The sequence below is a fragment of the Nocardia sp. bgisy134 genome (assembly GCF_965341865.1).
Taxonomy (GTDB): domain Bacteria; phylum Actinomycetota; class Actinomycetes; order Mycobacteriales; family Mycobacteriaceae; genus Nocardia.
Genome location: NZ_CBDQZP010000002.1, coordinates 177,971 through 196,702 on the forward strand (window position 1 = coordinate 177,971; position 18,732 = coordinate 196,702).

An 18,732-nucleotide genomic window follows, 5' to 3' on the forward strand; every position below is an offset into this window, starting at 1 on the left:
ATCCGATGTCTCCACTCTAGAACCGGCCCGGTCGGGCGCATCGAGACTTTCGGCCATAATGTGGGCTGTGGAGCGGGTGCTGGCTACTGGAATCCGCGACTGGAACTTTCCGCGCGGGATCGCCAGCGTGGCCCTGATGGTGGGCTACGCGGGCGAGCACGAGGTGCCAGCGGCGCGCATGCTGGCCGGGACCGGACTGACCGACGCCATGCTGCGCGACCCCGACGCCCAGATCGACGCGCACACCGAGCTCGCGGTGATCCGCAATCTGGTGCGTGAGGTCGACGAGCCCGCGCTTGGTGTCGAGCTGGGCAGGCGATACCGGATCACCACCTTCGGCATCTTCGGCTTCGCGTGCGTCAGCAGCCCGACCCTCGGCGAGGCGATCTCCTTCGCGCTGCGGTTCCTCGATCTGAGTTTCGCCTTCTGCCTGCCGGCCGCGCACTGGGAGACGGGGGAGTTCGTCGCGCAGGTGCACGACGAGTCGGTGCCCGCCGACGTGCGCCAATTCCTCGTCGAACGCGACGTGACGGCCATGTACCAGGTGATGAGCGATCTGCTCGGACGGCCGGTGCCGCTGCTGCGCGCCGAATTCCGCTTCGCGGAACCGGAATACGCCGACCGGGTGACCGAGGTGCTCGGCGTCCGCCCGGCCTACGGCCGCGCGCACAATGTGTTCACCATCGATCCCGCGATGCTGGAACAGCCGCTGCCGCAGGCCAACGAACACACCTGGGCCATGTGTCTGGCCCAGTGCCGCCAGCTGGTGGATCGCCGCAGGGCCCGCACCGGCATCGCCGCGGAGGTGCGTGAGCTGCTGGTGCCGGGCGGCGCGGACGGTTTCGCCGCGCCGCTGGGTATCGACCTGGTGGCGCGCGAGCTGAACATGAGCACCAGGACGCTGCGCAGACATCTCGACGCGGCAGGCACCAGCTACCGCGCACTGCTGGACGAGGTGCGCCGCGCCCTCGCCGAGGAAATGCTCACCGCCACACCGCTTTCGGTGAGCGATGTGGCGATCCGCCTCGGCTACGCCGAGTCCTCGACCTTCATCTACGCCTTCAAGCGCTGGACCGGCGTGACACCGGCCGCGTACCGGCGCGAGCGAGTGGCGGTGCGCTGATCAGCCCGGCTGCCCGAGATAGCCGTCCATCGGGACCGTCCGGAAATGTGTTGTCAGGCTGCGGTTGTCGTCGATGATGTGCAGCGCGACGGCGGGGTCCGGCGCGTAATCCATCACGTGGTCCGGCAATTCGAGCTCCCATTCGCCGCCGAGCACCGAGGCCGTGCTCGGCGCGACCAGCAGCGGGCGACCGCCGAAGGTCGTCGTCGCCGCGGAGTGGGCGTGTCCGGTGAGCACGCCGAGGATGCGCTCGTCTGCGGCCACCAGGGCTGCCAGGCGCTCGGGGTCGGCGAGGGTGATGCCGTCGATGATCGGGCTGTGCAGGTGCACCGGCGGGTGGTGCATGGCGAGCAGGATGGGTCCGTCGGCGGGCGCGTCGGCCAGTACACCGTGCAGCCAGTCGTAGGTCTCCTCGCCGAGCGCGCCGCCCGCCTCGCCGGGAATGCTCGAATCCAGCAGGGCCACGGTCAATTCGCCGATCCGGTGCGCGTGATTGATCGGGGTGGTCGCGGCGGGCTCGCCGAGCAGCGCGGTGCGGAAGTGGGCGCGGTCGTCGTGATTGCCGGGGATGGGATAGACCGGAATGTCGGCGGTCAGCGCGACGCGGGCCTCGGCGTACTGTTCGGCCTTGCCGGAATCGGTGATGTCGCCGGTCACCAGGATGGCGTCGGGCTTGCGGCGTAGGTCGGCGAGAAAGGCCATCACTCGTTCGACGCGTTCGGCGTTACGAGAGCCGAGATCGAAGTGTGTATCGCTGACCTGTGCCACCAGGATCATCGGCGTTCGCTTTCTCTGAGGGATCGCTCCGTTGCGTCAGAGTGTGCCCACATTGTGTGCTCGGCACTTTCCCAGGCTAGATGACCTGCGCATTGTCCGTCTGCATGAGGCTCGCCACCGCGCGGGGCATGCTCGTTCGAAAGTGACGACGGTCACATTCGCGGGTCGGCGGCGAGACGGGCCTAGGGGTGACGTTCGGTGGTGGCGTTCGACCAGAGCGTGCGCAGAGCGCGGAGAAACGCCTGGCGATCGGCGCGGGAAAGGGCGGCGAGCGTCTCGTCCTCTCGCTCGCGGATCTCCCGCTGGGCGCGGTCGCGGAGCGCCTTGCCTTCCTCGGTGAGCGAGACCAGGTTGACGCGCCGGTCGGTGGGGTCGGGTGCGCGTTCGATGAGACCGCGCCGTTGCAGGTCGTCCAGGACGCCGATGATGCGGGTCTTGTCCGCGCCGATGGCCTTGGCCAGTGCGGCCTGCGTGTACACCGGCTCCGATTCCAGGCCGAGCAGCACTCCGTAGGCCCACATGGTGAGCCCGTTGCGTTCCAGGACGGGCAGTTCGGCCGCGACGAGGGCGCGGCCGAGCGGCACGACCATCGCGGCGAGATCGGGTCGGTCGGGGTCTGGCATGTCTAGAAAATACTTCTTGGCAGATAGTATGCCTATGCTTACGATAAGCGCATGAGTATTGATTCCGAGAGAAAAGCGAACGAATCGAACGAGCGGCTGCGGGAACTGCACGCACGGGCCGTGCGGCTGAGCGCGGGGGTCGTCGCGCGCGTCGAAGCGGGCCAGCTGTCGGCCGAGACACCTTGTGCGGGATGGGATTTGCGCGCACTGCTGGCGCACATGGCCACTCAGGACCGGGGGTTCGCGGGCGCGGCGCGTGGATCCGAGGACCCCGGTGCTTGGGAGGTGCGGCCCGCGGTGGATCCGGTGGCCGATTACCTTGCCGCTGCGGACGACGTCGTCGCGGCCTTCGCCGAGCCCGACGTCTTCGAACGCACCGTGCTCCTGCCCGAGGTCTCCAGCCATCATCGGTTTCCCGCCGCGACCGTCATCGGGTTCCACCTCGTCGACAGCGTCGTGCACGCGTGGGACGTGGCGCGTTCGATCGGCGAGACCGTCGTGCCCGACCCGGAATTGGCGCTGATGGCGCTCGAGGTCGCGGCGGCGGTCCCGGACGGTCCGGAGCGTTCCGCGCCCGGCGCCGCGTTCGCCCCGGCGCTGGCGGCGGACGATGCGGCTTCGACCATGGACCGGGTGCTGCGGCAGCTCGGGCGCGCGCCCGAGTGGACGCCGGCTTCGTTGCGCGCGTAGGTCGTTCGTTCGAGCGGATCCGCGCGGTCGTTGCCGTAGTCGGCGCGTGAACGTCAGGAGACCGTGCCGAGGAGTTCGGTCGCGCGGTCGAGGAGCTCGGCGGAATCGGGCGGGGCGACCGGCGCCCAGAAATCCGCGCCCGGCGGGGCCGCCAGGTTCAGTTCGGGCGGGGTGCGCCAGGACGCGGCGAGGCCGAGCCGCCACGAATGCAGGTGGGCGCGCGGATAGGCGCCGGACTTGTCGAAGAGCGGGTCGCCGAGGATCGGGTGCCCGATCCAGGCCAGGTGCACCCGGATCTGGTGGCGACGGCCGGTCACCGGTCGCAGCGCGAGCACCGTGTGTCGCTCGGTGCGCAACACGGTCGCGAAGCGTGTCAGCGACGGATAGTTCTTGGTGTCGAGCAGATCGGCTTCGTTCACGAACCAGCGCCCGCCCTCGGTGCGGATGCTCTCGCGTGGCGCCGCGATCCGCACCCGGTTCTTGCGGCCCACGCTCAACGGCAGATCGATGACGCCGCGCTCGGGCAGCCCGGTGGAATCGACGATCGCCAGATACGCCTTGTCCGCGGTCTGCTTGTTGAACTGCCTGGTCAGCTGGCCGTGCGCGCCCAAGTCCTTGGCCAGCAGCACCAATCCGGACGTCACCTTGTCGATCCGGTGCACCGGATACAACGTCTCACCCGCCGCCGCGGCCAGCTCCACGATGTCGGTGTCGTGCCGCTCCCCGGTAACCGAAATCCCCGCGGGCTTGTTCAACGCGAGAACCGCCTCGTCCTCGGCGATCAGGCAGCTCTCCCGCAACTGCGCCCACTCGATACCCATCCGCACGACCTTACGGACGCACCGCGATCGCGCGCCGAGCCGCTCCCACAGTCGGTCCATACGCCGCACACAGGTGTCGGCCGTGTGCGAAGTACGGCTGGGAGTCAGGCGCGGCGCAGGGCGTGGGGGCGCAGCCGGTTGAAGCCACGGACTCGAACGCTGCGCAGGTGGCGCACGTCGAATTCGGGATCGCCGCCCAGTGCCGCCGCGGCGGAGTCGTCGATCAGGACCGTGCCGGGGCGGGCCACGCCGGTCAGGCGGGAGGCGATGTTGACCACCGAGCCGTACAGATCGCCGAAGCGTTGCAGCACCGGGCCGTAGGCGAGCGCGACTCGCAGGTCCGGCGTGCCGCCGACCATCATGGTCGACTCCTGGATGGCCAGCGCGATGCGCGCGGCGGCCTGGGCGGTCTCCGCCGCGAACATCACTTCGTCGCCGACGTGCTTGATCACCCAGCCGCCGTTCTCGGTGATGGCCGCGTTCGTCGTCGACTCGAACGCCTCCAGCAGCGTCGACAGCTCGTCCGGGTGCAGGTGCCTGGTCAACCGGGTGTAGCCGACCATGTCGGCGAAGCCCACCGCCAGCTCCCGCGTGGAGTCCTCGGCGGGGGCCTCGTTGTCGAAGGAGCGGGCGAGCGCGGCGGCCAGATGGCGGCGCCACGCGTAGGTCTGCAATTCCTCGAGCACCGAGACCGTCTCCTCGGTGGCGATCCTGGCGATCTCCGCCGCGTCCGCCCTGTTCTCGCGGGTGGCGGCGGCGACTTTGGTCGAGATCTCGGCGATGACGAGATCGGCTTGCCATTCCGCCAGCCGCGCCATGGACTGACCGAGCGTGCGCGCGGCCGCGGCCTGCTGGCGCAGATCTGAGGCGGCGACCACCTTCAGGCCGCGGAAGTGCTGGACCGCGTCGACGTCGGCGTCGGTGTAGTCGACGGCGTCCGCGGGATTCTCGGGGAAGCCGAGCGCGGTCCACAGCCGCCGGGAGATCGCGGGTGACACCCCCGACCGCTCGGCCACCTCGGCGCGGTTGTACCTGCGCTCGCCCGCGAGCAGATACGACTCCACGACCGACTGGACGAGCTCGGAGATCTCGGGCTTCGACATGATCGCCACATTACGGCCAGGGCGCGCGCGAGTGGAGTCCGTCGATGCCCTGTTGGGGTACGTCGATGCCCTGTTGGGGTACGTCACAGCATCGCGCGGGGCGGGTCGTGCCGGTGCTGCGAAGATCGCCGCGACGACGCTCGCCGGTGCGGCCGGACGACGTCCGACCGGGTCGGCGGCTGCGGCGACGGCGAAATTACTCGCGTACGACGCGCACCGTCCGCAGGCTGGAATCGGCGGCGTCCGGCACGTTCATGCCCTCCTCGTGACCGGACCGCAAGTACTCCGCCACCGCTTCGTTGAGCCGCTCGCCGGGCACCACCACCGGAATGCCCGGCGGGTACGGGGTGAGCTGCTCGGCCGCGATCCGTCCCGGCGCCCTGCCGATCGGGACGATCTCGACGTCACCGAAGAACGCCTCGCGCGGCAGCTCCACCGTCTCGAGCTGGAGCTCGTCGGGCGAGGGCAATCGGATCCGCGACGGCCGGGGGTCTTTCAGCTGGTCGCGCCATGCGGCGATGCCCTCGACCAGAGCGGCGACGGTGTCCTTGTCGTCGGCCATCGACACCGTCGCGAGAACGCGGCGGTGATCGACCAGCCCCATGTCGATGCCGCGATGTTCGCGCAGCCAGTCGGCCGCGTCGTAACCCGTCGATCCCGTCGCCGAGACGTCCATCAGCACCTGGAGTCGATCCAGATCGTGCGATGCCTCGACGCCGAGCAGTTCGTCCGCCATCACGTCGATGCCCGGTATCCGGGCCAGGTCGGCGCGGGCCTGGTCCGCGACGCGCAGCGCCGCGTCGAGCAACTCGCGCCCGTGCTGCACCATCTGCCTGCGCCAGCCGTCGAGCGCGGTGTAGACCAGCACGTTCGGGCTGGTGGTCATGAGCAGGTCGGCGCACGCGCTCAGCCGCGCCGGGTCGACCAGATCCCCTTGGAGGTGGAACACCGAGCCCTGCTCGAACCCCGCGCCCATCTTGTGCACGCTCACCACGCACAGGTCGGCACCCACATCCATGGCCCAGGTGGGCAGTTCGGGATGGAACGGCAGGTGGGCGCCCCACGCCTCGTCGACGATCAACGGCTTGCCGCGCTCGTGGCAGATGCCCGCGATCCCCGCGATATCGGCGCAGGTGCCGTACGGGCTCGGGCTGACGATCAACGCGCCCGCCGCGTCGGGATTGCGCTCCCATGCTTCGCGCACCTGTTGCGGTGAGGGCGGATGCGAGAAATGCCGCTCGGCGTCCCAGCGCGGGGTGATCCAGTGCGGCCTGACGCCGGCGAAGATCAGCCCGGCGACGATCGACTTGTGGCTGTCGCGGGCCACCAGCAAACCACCGCCCTGCCCGCCTGCCACCGCCATCATCGCGGCCTTCACCGACAGCGAGCTCCCGCACGTGGAGAAGAAGGCCTTCTCGGCGCCCACCGCGTCGGCCATCAGTTTCTCGGCCTCGGCCAGGTAGCCGCCTCGGGAAAGGCGGTCGTCGAGACCGGGTCCGACCAGCACATCGGAGCGGAACGCGTCCCGCCCGATCACGTCCAGCACGCGCTCGTCGACACCGCGACCCTGTCGATGACCCGGCGGAGTGAACCCGTACCGGCCCGAACGGTGATACGCGGCGAGTGCGTCCACCAGGGGAGCTCGTGAGTGGTCCATGGTCGGGAGCTACCCGCTGCCCAGTCGGCTAATCTCCGGCTGACCTGGGGGAGCGCGTGCCCCGACGGGGTATATGACCCCTCGTGCGCTGCTCGGCCTGCCGACGTTGGGCGCTGGTGGTGCCCAGCAATGGTCGCAGAGTCGGTGCGGTCGTCGGTGTCGCACACGTCCTCGCACCGCAGGCCGCGAAAAGGGGGCAGCGGACGTTGAGCGCAGGTGGCGCCCGACGACAGCGATCGGAGCTGCGACTGCCGTTCAGGCAGCGGCGCTGACTTCCTTGGTTTCTAAATATAAAGTGGCACAACATATTTCATGAGAATCTCGGCGCAGATTCGTGGTCGCCGACCTGCTCCTCGCGTTCGTCGCGGAGCGTCACGCCCGGCGTGCCGATGGCGGAAAGTCGACGTATGAGGGGACTTGACCCATGCGATAGGGTTGAAAAAATTGTGAGTTTTGCTAACTAGATGGCTTCTCGCGGAAGTCGCCGAGAGGATTCGCAGTGCCGGTCGTCAGCTTCGACAACACCGCGTTGGTTCTGATCGATCTCCAGCGCGGCGTGCTCGAGCGGCCGACGGTACGTCCCGTGCGCGACGTGCTGCGACAGAGCGTCCGCCTCGCCGAGGCATTCCGCGCCAACCGGTTGCCGGTCGTGGTGGTGCGCGTGGAGTGGTCCGAGGACAGCGGCGATCTGCCGCCCGCCGCCTGCGATCGGCCCGGCCCGGCCGCCGCCCCTCGCCCGCCCTTCGCGGAGATCCCGGCCGAGCTGGTCGACCTTGCCGACCTGTTCATCACCAAACGGCACTGGGGCGCGTTCACCGGCACCGAGCTCGATCTCCAGCTGCGCCGCCGCCGCATCGACCGGCTGGTGCTCGCGGGCATCGCCACCAGCATCGGCGTGGAGTCGACCGCGCGCTCGGCGTGGGAGCACAACTACGAGCTGGTGTTCGCCGAGGATGCGACCACCGACACCGACGAGGCCTCGCACCTGCATTCCTTCACGAAGATTTTCCCGCGCCTCGGGCGTGTCAGTTCGACCGAGCAGATTCTCACCGCACTGGGCGCCTGACCGGCCGTCCGGCCGCTGTGTCCAATTGGACACGGTCGCGGCGCCGAAAAAGACGCGTCGCAATCAACGGTAATTCGCTTGCGCTGTGCAAGACTCGTTCCGCCAGAGTTTCTTGCACTCCTCACACTCGGAGGACTGTCCATGACGAATTCTGTTGCGCCTCTCGAACTGCCCAAACCCTTGGTGATCACGTTGGGGAATCTGAAGGGCGGTGTCGGAAAAACAACTTCGGCCTTCTTCCTGGCCTCTTATTTCGCCAGAGTGCACGAGCTGCGGGTGCTGGTCATCGACGCGGACCCGCTCAGCCAGACGGGATATTCCTGGTATCGCAGGCTGCTCAAAGGGCAGGTCGCGGTGCCGTTCGAATTGATCGCCTTTCCGTCCCGGCACGTCGACGACTGCATCCACGACAATGCCCACAAATTCGACGTCGTCATCGTGGATGCCGGCGGCGAGTCGGCCGAGATATTCAAGGCGGCCATTCCGGTCAGTGACGAACTCCTGTTGCTGACCAGCGTGAGTCCCTCGGAGGTCAAGCGCGTCCCGAGTACCTATCAGGCCGCCGCGGAGGCCGCCGCCGGACACGACCGGGAAATCCGGGTGCGCGTGCTGATGACCAAGGTGCCGGTCACCATGAAGAACGGCGTGAACGTCTCCACCGAATACCGTACGCAGCGCGGCAATTTGGAAGACGCCGGATACGACGTGTTCGGCGCGTATCTGAGCGCGTGGAAGTGGTATCGCGAGGCCGCGGACGGTGAGGTCGGCGAGGGCGCCGAGAACCCGATCGCGGATCTCGGCGAATATCAGCAGGTCGGCGATGAATTGGTCGCCCCGTACCGACTAGCGGTGGAGGTGTCGGCCTGATGCCTCCGCAGCGTAGAAAAGGGTCCATCGGCGGGGCCGCGAATCCGTTGTCCGACAGCGCCGAACACACGCCGCCGGTCTCGCCGTTGCGAGACGCCGAATGGCGGTCCGAGCGGGCACGGCCGGTCACGGAGGAGTTCCCGCAGGGTACCGAGCCGTCCCGGCCGGCTGTCGCGGATCCGCAGCCACTCCGCCAGTCCGCGCCTGCACAGGTGGAGACGCAAGCGACGCGTTCGGCCGCGTCGGCCCCGGTCGAGACACAAGCGACGCGGCCGGTCGCGCCGGCCCCGGCAGAGGCGCGAGTGACGCCGCCGGTCGCGCCCGTCCCGGCGGGAGCGCAAGCGATGCCGCCGGGGACGCAGGCGGTGCGCCAGGTTGTCGCGAATCCGAGCCCGAGCGGGACGGAACAGCTGGCTGACGTGCTCACCATGCCGCTGCCCACGGCGGGCGAAGGTCCGCTGAACCGGCGCGAACAAGAGCAGCTCAGCGCGTGCGAGTCCTCGATCGACTCGCTGCGCATCGCGTTCTGGGCCGCGGGTCGCGCGTTGCAGATCGTCCGGGACGGCCGCCTCTATCGTGACAGCCACCCCACCTTCGACGACTACGTCGAGCAGCGCTGGGACATGCAGCGCTCTTACGCGCACAAGCTGATTCGCGCGTGGCCGCTTGCCGCCCGGCTGTACCCCGTCGCGCCGACGATCAACGAGGGGCAGGTGCGCGAACTGCTCCCGGTGGCCGCGGAACACGGCGAGGACGCGGCGGTGACCGTGTACACCACCGTCGCGGGCGGTCCCGGCGGCAAAGTCACGGCGGGCAAGCTGCGCGAGGCGATCGCGCTGCTGCCCGATCGCTACGACGAGGCCCTGGTGATCGCGCGGTTGCAGGCGTGGCTGCGCGGGGAACTGACCGCGGGCGGTCATCGGCCCGCCGATCTGTTCTCCACCATGGAATCGCGGCTGGTCGCGCTGAGCAGGCGGGTCGTCAAGGGTTCCAGCGGCGATCCGGCCGCGGCCCGCGAATTCGCGGCTCGATTGCGCACGCTCGCCGAACAAATCGAGGAGCAGATCACCGCCTGACTTCCTCGCGAAAACGGCGCCCCGCTACGGAGAAATTCCGGGCGGGGCGCCATCGTATTTTCGAAAAGTAGAATTCGTGGAATTTGGTTATTATTTTGTTATCATAAAATGTCGTGTTGGTGCTTGCGGCCTTTGTTCTCCGGCGCAAGATGGATTCTCGGATCCGCTGGACTGAACACCGTGATGTTTTTCGAATCGAATTCGAAGGTCTAGGTGACGTCCTGCCCGCCAGTAATTGCGGCGCCGCATGGCAGAGCCGAGAGCCTTCGATATGAGCATCGGAGGACCGCATCATGGCATCAACCGCTGAGGGTCGATATTCGCGCTTCCTACGTCGCGCGATTTTCTGGGGCCTGGCCGCCGCGGCGGCAATCGGCGCCCTGCTCGTGGGCGCCGGACAGGCTTCGGCCAAGCCGGTCGCAATTCCCGGCATCGGCGTTTTCGAAGTTCCGGACGCGATTCCGGTACCGCCCGCTTTCACCGAATTCGATTATCCCGATATTCGAGTACGCCCATCCCAGGTTGTCCCCGCTGTCATCGACGAGCCCGCTGCCGTCGACATGCCGGTCGTGGTGGACGTTCCGGCTGCTATCGATGTTCCGGCCGTCGTGAGCGTTCCGGCTGCTATCGATGTTCCGGCCGTCGTGAACGTTCCGGCCGCGGTCGATGTTGCGACCGCCGTGGAGATTCCGGCCGGGATGGATGTCTCGGCCGCCGTGAGTGTTCCGGTCGCCACGGATGTTTCAGCGGCTGTGGACCATCCGGCCGTCGTGGATCTTCCGGCGATCTTCGGTATTTCCCTTGTCGACATCGCGCGCATGACGCAGATGGCAGAGTCGTTGCTGCCGGTGACACATGCTCCCGCGATCGCGGGTCCCCCCGAGGTGGTGTACACGGCCCCGCTGGCGGTGATCGAATTCGCGGCGACTCCACCGGCTCCGCAGACCGCGGCGGCTCCGCAGGCTCCGGCGAGCACGACGCCGTCGACGCCCATCGATCTGCTGCGCGCCCATCTCCCGTTCCTGGCCGGACTGCTCGAACCGGTGCTGCCCGCACCGTTCGCGGTTCCCAAGCCTCCGGTCGTCGAGCATCCGTCCCCCGGCGCCATCGCGGTCGAGGCCGCGCGCGCCAAGATCGGCTCCGACTACAGCATGGGCGCGACGGGACCTGACGTCTTCGACTGCTCCGGTTTGGTGCAGTGGTCCTACGAGCAGGCGGGTGTGGACGTGCCGCGCACGAGCTACCAGCAGTTGTCCTCGGGTATGCCGATCTCCCAGGAGGAACTCGAGCCGGGTGATGTCGTGTCCTTCTACGGTGGCGGCCACTCCGGTCTGTACGCCGGGGACGGTCAGGTGATCCACGCCTCGACGTACGGTACGGGCGTCGTGATGTCGCCGATGTCCTCGATGCCCTACGCGGGCGCCCGCCGATACTGATGGTCGCCTGGTGGCTCGGCTTGTGGGCACTGCGGAGTTTGGACGCTCAGCCCGGCAGCAGCAAGCCGTCAGTAAACTCGGAATCGGGGCCTACCGTGTACGGAAGGCGGACGGACAATGGAGTGGCTGCTGGTTTTGATCGTGGTCGTGGCCGTGGCGATCTTGCTGCTCATGCGTGGTCGAGAGGGCAAGCAGCGGACGCAGACCGAGCTGGCCGACGCGCTCGCCGACGCCCGTCAGGTGAACGAGCGGCTCGCGGGTCAGATCTACCACCTGAGCGCCAGCAACGATGCGGCGAAACAAGCCCTCGTGGACGCCTCGGAGCGGTACGCCGCCGCGGGGTCGCAGCTCGACCAGGCCGCCACGCCCGCCCAGGCCCGGCTGGCGAAACAGACTGCGCTAGAAGGTCTCTACTACATCCGCGCCGCACGTTCCGCGATGGGCATGGATCCGGGCCCCTCGATCCCCGAGCTCGACGGCCAGGCCGTGTCCGGACGAGTGAGCGAGGATCGGGTGATCGCCTTCGAGGGCAGAGAGATCGCCGCGTCACCCAACCCGTCCTCGGCCACGCCGAACTACTATCCCGGCGGACGCGTCGCCGGACGGCCGGTGCCCGCGGGCTGGTATTCCGAACCCTGGTGGAAGCCGGCGCTCATCGGCGGCGCGTGGGGGCTCGGCTCCGCGCTCTTGTTCACCTCGCTGTTCGCGGGAATGTCGGGCGTGGGGTACGGAGCGCAAGGGTTCGAGAGTGGTTACGGCGAGGGATATCAGGACGGAGTCGCGGCGGGCGAGGGTGACGCGGGCGGCGACTGGGGTTCGGATACCGCTCCGTACGACGGCGGTGGCTACGACGGTGGTTACGACGGGGGCGGCTACGGCGGTGGCTACGACGGCGGCGGTTACGACGGCGGTGGGGGCTTCGATGGGGGAGGTTTCGACGGCGGGTTCTGAGCGCGGAGCCCGGCGTGCGGGTGGGCCGATCACCACCCGACATCCGCACGATCGGCACGATGCTGTCCCTGAGCGCCTCACCCGGTAGACTGCGACAGTCCCACCAAACCGGCCTTCGTAGCTCAGGGGATAGAGCACCGCTCTCCTAAAGCGGGTGTCGCAGGTTCGAATCCTGCCGAGGGCACTTCATTCGCTCGGCGAGCCGTGCTCGCGGGGTGCGTTTGCCGGGGGCTCATTTCGTCTGTTTTGTGGGGGTGCAACCCCCACGCCCCGCCCGGCGGGCTTCGCCCCCGGACCCCCTTGTGTTGGTCGGGTTTGGTTCTATGTGAGCAGCTGCGTTGGGTTTGGGTTTCCGAGGGTTTCTCGAAACGGTGCTGGGGGCGGTGGTTCGTTGGGAGACGCTGTTCGACAGGTGAACCTTGCGGTGCACGGGTGCCTATGGATCGGGGTGGCGGGCGATGGTGTGGGGCGGGCGATACAGGTGGGGGTACGGAGGGGCTTCGGTGCGTTGGGGGTGTTGGGTTCGGTAATCCGCAGTACGCTGCTGGGCGTCTCGGGGGCGGCGTTCAATTGAGGCGGCGGGTGGGTTCGCGGGGTCGCTGTCGGAGGGTGATGCGCATGGTGAATCGCAGGGGGTTCTTCGGGTTCGGGCTGGGGGTTGCGGCGTTGCCGGTGGTCGGTGTTGCGCGGGCGGAGCCGGGTGGGGAAGCGTGGTCGGTGGGGCGGCGGGGGGTGTTGATCGATGTGGGGCGCAAGCACTTCGGGATGCCGTGGTTGCTGCGGTTCGTCGCGTATATGGCGAATCTCGGGCTCAACGAGTTGCACTTCCACTTCTCCGAGAACGAGTCCGTTCGGATCGTGAGTGATCGGTATCCGGAGATCAACGGTGGTGTGCAGTATTCGAAGGCCGAGATCGGCGAGTTCATGCGGTTTGCGGCGGGGCGGGGAGTCGCGGTGATTCCGGATTTCGATATGCCCGGTCATATGGGTGCGGCGTTGCGGCCGCATCCGGAGTTTCAGCTGCGCAACAGGTTCGGCGTGCCGCTGGCCAGCGCGCTCGACATCACCGGCGAGGCCGCGCTGAGATACGCGGAGGGGCTGGTCGAGGAGTATGCGGAGGTGTTCGCGGACGCGACGCGGTGGGGATGGGGTTCGACGAGTTTCTCGGCGTTGTCTCGATCGAGCAGTTGTATTCGAATCTGGACGACCGGGCGCGGGAGTTGTTCGGTCCCGACGCCACTCAGCACGATTTGACCACCAGCGTCGCGAATCGGTTCGGGCGCAAGCTGAAATCCCTTGGTTTCGACGTGAGCGTGTGGACTGACGGCATGCTGAAAAGCCATGTGGTGCAGTTGGATTCGGATATCGAAGTGCACTGTTGGACGCATTGGTCACCCGGGCACGCGCGCGTGCGGCAGTTCGTCGACGCCGGGCACCGACTGGTGAATTTCAACGACCGGCAGCTCTACTACGCGCTCGGCAACACGCTGGTCTACCCGTACCCGACAGCTCGCAGTATTCTCGAAAGTCGTTGGACCCCAGGAGAATTCAGTCCAATGCTACCGGTTTCGCAGCCCAGTCCGATCCCGCCCGCGCTGGCCGGGCGACAGGCGATCGAAGGTCCGCCCTATCCGGACTACCTGGAAGGCGCGGTGTTCTCCATCTGGTGCGACAACCCGACGGTGCAGACCGAGGACGAGGTCTTCCTCGGCGTGAAAGAGCCGCTCGCGGCATTCGCGCTGCGCTGCAAGGACCCGCACTACGACGGAACCGTGGCGGACGTCCGAACCGTCGCGGAGCATGCCAGCGCCCACCTGCCGTAGCCGCCACCCGCGCCGCGGGGCGCCGCCCGAGTAGCGACGCCGGACTGTCACAAAGGCTTCAGATGCGCCGCATAGGCACCGCGTATGTGGCGGGTATCGAACGTGTGTGAGGTGGAAGCTGCGGGCGGGCTGCGGCGGTCATGGTGGTCTACCGCGCCTGGGTTACGTCGCGAGCTCCGGCCAGCAACTCCACCACCCGCGCTCCCATTGCGCGAGCGGCGGAATGCAGTGGTTCTGCCGTGCGCAGCGTCCTGCTCAGCACGAATGCCCCCTCCAGTGCGCTGAGGATCGCCAGGATCAGATCGCGGGCCGCGGTGGGTTCGACGCCGCGGCGGACGAAGTAGTCCGTTCCTTGCTCGACCCAATCTCCGATGACCTCCGCCGCGACCTCGCGCAGGGCGGGCTCGCTGTCCGCGATCTCGCCTGCGACGGTGCCGACGGGGCACATGTTGATCCAGCCGGTCTGCTCGATCTGTTCGGCGGCGGCGGCGAAGGCCGCTGGCACCGCCGCGCGGAGGTCGTCGTGCGGATCCATGAGCAGGGGGAGCAGCTGGATGTAGGCGGCGCCGGAGGTGCGCAGGGCGGCGGCGGCGATCTGCGGCTTGCCCGCGGGGAAGTGGTGGTAGAGCGAGCCCATCGGCGCGCCCGCCGCCACGGTGACCTGTTTGACGCTGGTGCCGCTGTAGCCCCGGGTGCGCAGGAGTTCCGCCATGGCCGTGACGAGGCGATCGCGGGTACTTGTTGACATTTTCTCGGTCACCGTTCCAGACTAGAGCAAACACTCTAGAGCGAACGCTCGAATGGAGGAATTCGATGCCGATCGTCGACCTTCCCGCTGGTCAGGTGCACTATGTCGAACGTGGCGATGGGCCGCCGGTGGTGCTGCTGCACGGCTTGTTGATGAATCACACGGTGTGGGACACGGTGCTCGACCGGTTGCCCGCGGGTTTCCGGTACGTGCTGCCCGATCTGCCGCTCGGCGCGCATCCGATCCCGCTGAAACCGGGCGTCGACCTGAGCCTGCGCGGGCTGAATCAGCTCATCGCGGACTTTCTCGCCGCGCTCGATCTGCGCGATGTCACCCTGGTGCACAGCGACTGGGGCGGCGGGCTGTTCCTCACCGCCTACGGCCTCGACGAGCGCGTCGGCAGGCTGGTCGTGCTGCCGTGCGAGGCCTTCGACAACTTTCCGCCCGGCCTGCCCGGCAAGATGGCCGTGGTCGCGACCGCGATGCCGGGCGGGATATCGCTGGCGCTGCGGCAATTACGCGTGCGGTGGCTGCGCTCCTCGCCGCTGTTGTTCGGGTGGATGGCGCGCAGGCCGCTACCCGACGACCTGGTGCGCGGCTGGACCGAACCCGGCTTGCGCGACGAACTCATCCGCCGCGACCTGCTCGCCTACACCAAGTCCGGTTTCCCGAAAGCCGAGCTCATCGCCAACACCGCAGCGCTGCGCCGCTTCTCGGGTGACGCGCTGATCCTGTGGTCGGCCGCGGGCAAGGTGATGCCGCGCGAGCACGGCCGCAGGCTGGCCGAGTTGATCCCACGCGCCCGCCTGATCGAGATCGAGGACGCCTACGTGCTGTCCATGCTCGATCGACCCGACGCGGTCGGCGCGGCCATCTCGGAGTTTCTGACCGGCGACCGAGCGCAGCGGTAGCACCCCGATCCGGCCGCGGGTCGTAACCGCGAATTCGCGGCGGGATCGACCACACTGGGCTCGTGGCCGCCCACCCGCCCGACGCCGAGCCGGGTCCCGAGGCATCGGAGCCCACCGGCTCCGAGGTCGGGGCGCGCGAGGAGCAGCCCCAGGTCACCGACCGCAGGCGAATGCCACCGTGGGTGCCGAGGGCGCTGGTGCTGGCCTTCCTGCTGCTCGGCGCGTTCCAGTTGCTCGACTGGGCGGCGCACCGGCTGATCGGGTTGTTCGTCGTGCTGTTCGTGGCGTTCTTCGTCTCGCTGGCGATGGAACCGGCGGTGGACAGCCTGGCCGCGCGCGGCATGTCCCGCGGGCTCGGCACCGCGGTGGTCTTCGTGCTGGTGTTCTTGTTCGCCGCCGGCTTCGTCGTGGCGCTCGGCACGCTGCTGGTGGAGACCGTCCACGACCTGGTGATCGAACTGCCGCGGCTGGTGAACGACTCGGTCGACTGGGTGAATCGCACCTTCCACCAGGACTTCACCCTCGATCAACTGCGCGGCCAGCTGACCGAGGACACCGACACGCTCACGGGATACGCCGAGCACGCCGCGGGCCACGTGTGGGGTCTGTCCGCCACGATCGTCGGCGGACTGGCCAAGGTGCTGCTCATCGCGCTGTTCAGTATTTATCTCACCGCGGGCGGGCCGAAGCTGCGGCACTCGCTGTGCTCGCTGCTGCCGCCTGCCAAGCAGGACGCGGTGCTGCACGCCTGGGATCTCGCCATCCAGAAAACCGGCGGCTACCTCTACTCCCGCGCGCTGCTCGCGGTGATCTCCGCGGTCGCGCACGGCATCTTCCTCGCGGTGCTCGGCGTGCCCAACGCCATCGCCATGGGGGTCTGGTTCGGCGTGGTCGCCTCGTTCGTGCCGACCGTCGGAACGTATCTGGCAGGGGCGCTGCCGGTGCTGGTCGCGCTCACGATCCGGCCGCTGGACGCGGTCTGGGTGATTCTGTTCGTCATCGTCTACCAGCAGCTACAGGACTACGTCCTGCAACCGAAGCTGACCGCGCGCACCGTGGACGTCAATCCGGCCGTCGCGCTGCTCGCCGTGCTGGCGGGCGGTGCGTTGCTCGGAGCGGTGGGTGCGCTGCTCGCCATCCCGGCCATCGCCACGGTGCAGTCGTTCGTGAGCCTGTACCTGAAACGCTATGAGGTGACCGAGGATCCGCGCATCGACCGGGCGCAGGCCAAGCGGGCGCGCCGTGCGGGGACCGATCCCACCTCCTGACAGTGTGAGGCCCGATCGCGGTGGCGCGCAACGAGTCCGGCTCCGATCGGCGTGCGGATCGACCGCACTGGCGCGCACCGAGGCCGGGCTGCCCGACCGCACGAAGCCCAGCCGCGGCGCCGCGCACCGCGGCCGGGCTTCGCGGACGCTCAGGAGAGCGTGGTGACAGTCAGGTCGCCGTCGGCGTACTGGGCGCGCAGGCGCTTCTTGTCGAACTTGCCGACGCTGGTCTTGGGCACCTCGGCGATGAACGTCCACCGCTCGGGCAGCTGCCACTTGGCGAACTTGTCGGCGAGGAAGTCGCGCAGGTCCTCGGCCTTGGCCTCGGTGCCCTCCTTCAGCACGATCGCCACCAGCGGCCGCTCGTCCCACTTCTCGTCGGGCACGCCGATGACGGCGGCCTCGGCGACCGACGGGTGACCCATGACGGCGTTCTCCAGGTCCACCGAGGAGATCCACTCACCGCCGGACTTGATGACGTCCTTGGAGCGGTCGACCAGGGTGAGGTAGCCGTTGGGGCTGATCTTGCCGACGTCGCCGGTGCGCAGCCAGCCGTCGTCGAACTTGTCCGGGTCGATGACCGCGCCGTCGGGGGAGTAGTAGGAGCCGGTGATCCACGGACCGCGAACCTCCAGCTCGCCCAGCGATTCTCCGTCGTTGGGCACCACGCTGCCGTCGTCGCCGACCAGCCGCGCCTGCACGCTGGCGGGGAAACGGCCCTGGGTGTAGCGGTATTCCCATTCCTCCTCACCGGTGACGCCGGTGGGCGGGTGCGCGACGCTGCCCAGCGGCGAGGTCTCGGTCATGCCCCAGGCGTGCAGGATGCGCACGCCGTGCTGCTCCTGGAAGGCGCGCATCATCGAGGGCGGCACCGCCGAACCGCCGACGACCGCGGTGCGCAGGTGCGAGATGTCCTGCGGCTTGGCCGCCAGACCCGCGAGCACGCCGCCCCAGATGGTCGGCACGGCCGCGGCGAAGGTCGGCTGCTGGTCGGCCATCATCTCCAGCAGCGGGCCCGGCTGGAGGAAGCGGTCGGGCATCAGCACATTCGCGCCCGACATCAGCGCGGCGTAGGGCAGGCCCCAGGCGTTGGCGTGGAACAGCGGCACGATGGCCAGCACGTTGTCGGACCCGGTGAAGCCCATGCCCATCGGCGAGCAGACCTGCATGGCGTGCAGCCAGTTGGAGCGGTGCGAGTACACCACGCCCTTCGGGTCGCCGGTGGTGCCCGAGGTGTAACACATTGCCGCGGCGGACTGTTCGTCGATCACCGGGAAATCGAAGGTGTCCGGCTGGGCGGCGAGCAGCTCGGTGTAGGAGTGCACCTGCACGCCCTCGGGGGCCTGCAACGCGGACGCGTCGCCGTTGGCGACGATGACGTGGCGCACCGTCTTCAGGTTCGGCAGGTACTGCGCGAACATCGGCACCAGGGTGCCGTCCACGATGACCACCTGGTCCTCGGCGTGATTGGCCACGTAGACCAGCTGCTCGGGGAAGAGGCGGATGTTGAGCGCGTGCAGCACCGCGCCCATGGCGGGCACGGCGATGTAGGCGACCATGTGCTCGTTGTTGTTCCACATGAAGGTGCCGACCCGGTCGCCGACGCCGATGCCGAACCCGCGCAGCGCATTCGCCAGTCGAGCCGACTCGGCGCCCAGTTCGCGGTAGGTCATGGTCCGCACGCCGGTGCCGGTCCAGGTGGACACCGTGCTGTCGCCCTGGAAGGTCGCGGCGTACTTCAAGAGCGTCGCCAGCGAGAGCGGCTCGTCCTGCATGGTGCTCAACATCGGTA

General features: G+C 68.3%; 18 protein-coding genes and 1 tRNA gene. 12 read left to right on the plus strand and 7 right to left on the minus strand.

From position 1 onward, the window contains the following. Positions 1–58: 58 nt before the first annotated feature. Positions 59–1,123: an AraC family transcriptional regulator gene (locus ACRWNM_RS04815; protein ID WP_431963888.1), complete on the plus strand. Its 1,065-nt coding sequence runs from the start codon at positions 59–61 to the stop codon at positions 1,121–1,123. Here ACRWNM_RS04815 and ACRWNM_RS04820 read toward each other — a convergent pair whose 3' ends face one another. Next, positions 1,124–1,900 carry a metallophosphoesterase gene (locus ACRWNM_RS04820; protein ID WP_431963890.1) on the minus strand — a complete coding sequence of 259 codons (777 nt, stop codon included), beginning with the start codon at positions 1,898–1,900 and terminating at the stop codon, positions 1,124–1,126. A gap of 182 nt (positions 1,901–2,082) precedes the next feature. After that, complete coding sequence (locus tag ACRWNM_RS04825; protein ID WP_431963892.1) at positions 2,083–2,523, minus strand: MarR family winged helix-turn-helix transcriptional regulator; 441 nt, start codon at positions 2,521–2,523, stop codon at positions 2,083–2,085. Positions 2,524–2,574: 51 nt separating this feature from the next. Here ACRWNM_RS04825 and ACRWNM_RS04830 point away from each other — a divergent pair, with 51 nt between their 5' ends. Then, a complete protein-coding gene (locus ACRWNM_RS04830) occupies positions 2,575–3,213 on the plus strand; it encodes a TIGR03086 family metal-binding protein (protein WP_431963894.1) in 639 nt (212 codons plus the stop codon). A gap of 53 nt (positions 3,214–3,266) precedes the next feature. Here the strand turns inward: ACRWNM_RS04830 and ACRWNM_RS04835 are convergent, their stop codons facing one another. From ACRWNM_RS04835 to ACRWNM_RS04845, 3 genes are all read right to left on the minus strand, one after another. Beyond that, the gene (locus ACRWNM_RS04835; RefSeq protein WP_431963896.1) at positions 3,267–4,034 is read right to left on the minus strand and encodes an RluA family pseudouridine synthase; all 768 of its coding nucleotides are present in this window, start codon (positions 4,032–4,034) and stop codon (positions 3,267–3,269) included. A 104-nt stretch (positions 4,035–4,138) separates the two neighbouring features. Next, positions 4,139–5,140 carry an adenylate/guanylate cyclase domain-containing protein gene (locus tag ACRWNM_RS04840; protein WP_431964525.1) on the minus strand — a complete coding sequence of 334 codons (1,002 nt, stop codon included), beginning with the start codon at positions 5,138–5,140 and terminating at the stop codon, positions 4,139–4,141. Positions 5,141–5,333: 193 nt separating this feature from the next. After that, the gene (locus ACRWNM_RS04845) at positions 5,334–6,794 is read right to left on the minus strand and encodes an aminotransferase class I/II-fold pyridoxal phosphate-dependent enzyme (RefSeq protein WP_431963898.1); all 1,461 of its coding nucleotides are present in this window, start codon (positions 6,792–6,794) and stop codon (positions 5,334–5,336) included. A gap of 499 nt (positions 6,795–7,293) precedes the next feature. Here ACRWNM_RS04845 and ACRWNM_RS04850 point away from each other — a divergent pair, with 499 nt between their 5' ends. From ACRWNM_RS04850 to ACRWNM_RS04885, 8 genes are all read left to right on the plus strand, one after another. Next, positions 7,294–7,860, plus strand: a complete 567-nt coding sequence (locus ACRWNM_RS04850) for an isochorismatase family protein (protein ID WP_431963900.1) — start codon at positions 7,294–7,296, stop codon at positions 7,858–7,860. A 141-nt stretch (positions 7,861–8,001) separates the two neighbouring features. Beyond that, complete coding sequence (locus ACRWNM_RS04855; protein WP_431963902.1) at positions 8,002–8,727, plus strand: ParA family protein; 726 nt, start codon at positions 8,002–8,004, stop codon at positions 8,725–8,727. A gap of 344 nt (positions 8,728–9,071) precedes the next feature. Continuing rightward, positions 9,072–9,803: a hypothetical protein gene (locus ACRWNM_RS04860; RefSeq protein ID WP_431963904.1), complete on the plus strand. Its 732-nt coding sequence runs from the start codon at positions 9,072–9,074 to the stop codon at positions 9,801–9,803. 293 nt (positions 9,804–10,096) lie between these two features. Then, the gene (locus ACRWNM_RS04865; RefSeq protein WP_431963906.1) at positions 10,097–11,239 is read left to right on the plus strand and encodes an NlpC/P60 family protein; all 1,143 of its coding nucleotides are present in this window, start codon (positions 10,097–10,099) and stop codon (positions 11,237–11,239) included. 117 nt (positions 11,240–11,356) lie between these two features. Then, positions 11,357–12,190, plus strand: a complete 834-nt coding sequence (locus ACRWNM_RS04870; protein ID WP_431963908.1) for a DUF1542 domain-containing protein — start codon at positions 11,357–11,359, stop codon at positions 12,188–12,190. A 111-nt stretch (positions 12,191–12,301) separates the two neighbouring features. After that, a tRNA-Arg gene (locus tag ACRWNM_RS04875) sits at positions 12,302–12,374 on the plus strand. A gap of 434 nt (positions 12,375–12,808) precedes the next feature. Beyond that, the gene (locus ACRWNM_RS04880) at positions 12,809–13,444 is read left to right on the plus strand and encodes a family 20 glycosylhydrolase (protein ID WP_431963910.1); all 636 of its coding nucleotides are present in this window, start codon (positions 12,809–12,811) and stop codon (positions 13,442–13,444) included. Further along, positions 13,336–14,013: a hypothetical protein gene (locus tag ACRWNM_RS04885; protein ID WP_431963912.1), complete on the plus strand. Its 678-nt coding sequence runs from the start codon at positions 13,336–13,338 to the stop codon at positions 14,011–14,013. The genes ACRWNM_RS04880 and ACRWNM_RS04885 overlap by 109 nt, the downstream gene beginning before the upstream one ends. 148 nt (positions 14,014–14,161) lie before the next feature. Here ACRWNM_RS04885 and ACRWNM_RS04890 read toward each other — a convergent pair whose 3' ends face one another. After that, entirely contained in the window at positions 14,162–14,761 is a 600-nt protein-coding gene (locus ACRWNM_RS04890) for a TetR/AcrR family transcriptional regulator (RefSeq protein ID WP_431963914.1), read from the minus strand. Between the two features lie 65 nt (positions 14,762–14,826). On the opposite strand from ACRWNM_RS04890, the gene ACRWNM_RS04895 reads away from it, so the two are divergent. Together ACRWNM_RS04895 and ACRWNM_RS04900 are read left to right on the plus strand one after the other, a co-directional pair. Next, positions 14,827–15,672 carry an alpha/beta fold hydrolase gene (locus ACRWNM_RS04895; protein WP_431963916.1) on the plus strand — a complete coding sequence of 282 codons (846 nt, stop codon included), beginning with the start codon at positions 14,827–14,829 and terminating at the stop codon, positions 15,670–15,672. 62 nt (positions 15,673–15,734) lie between these two features. After that, the gene (locus tag ACRWNM_RS04900; RefSeq protein ID WP_431963918.1) at positions 15,735–16,940 is read left to right on the plus strand and encodes an AI-2E family transporter; all 1,206 of its coding nucleotides are present in this window, start codon (positions 15,735–15,737) and stop codon (positions 16,938–16,940) included. 149 nt (positions 16,941–17,089) lie between these two features. On the opposite strand, the gene ACRWNM_RS04905 is transcribed toward ACRWNM_RS04900, so the two are convergent. Then, complete coding sequence (locus ACRWNM_RS04905; protein ID WP_431963920.1) at positions 17,090–18,727, minus strand: long-chain fatty acid--CoA ligase; 1,638 nt, start codon at positions 18,725–18,727, stop codon at positions 17,090–17,092. Between the last annotated feature and the right edge of the window lie 5 nt (positions 18,728–18,732).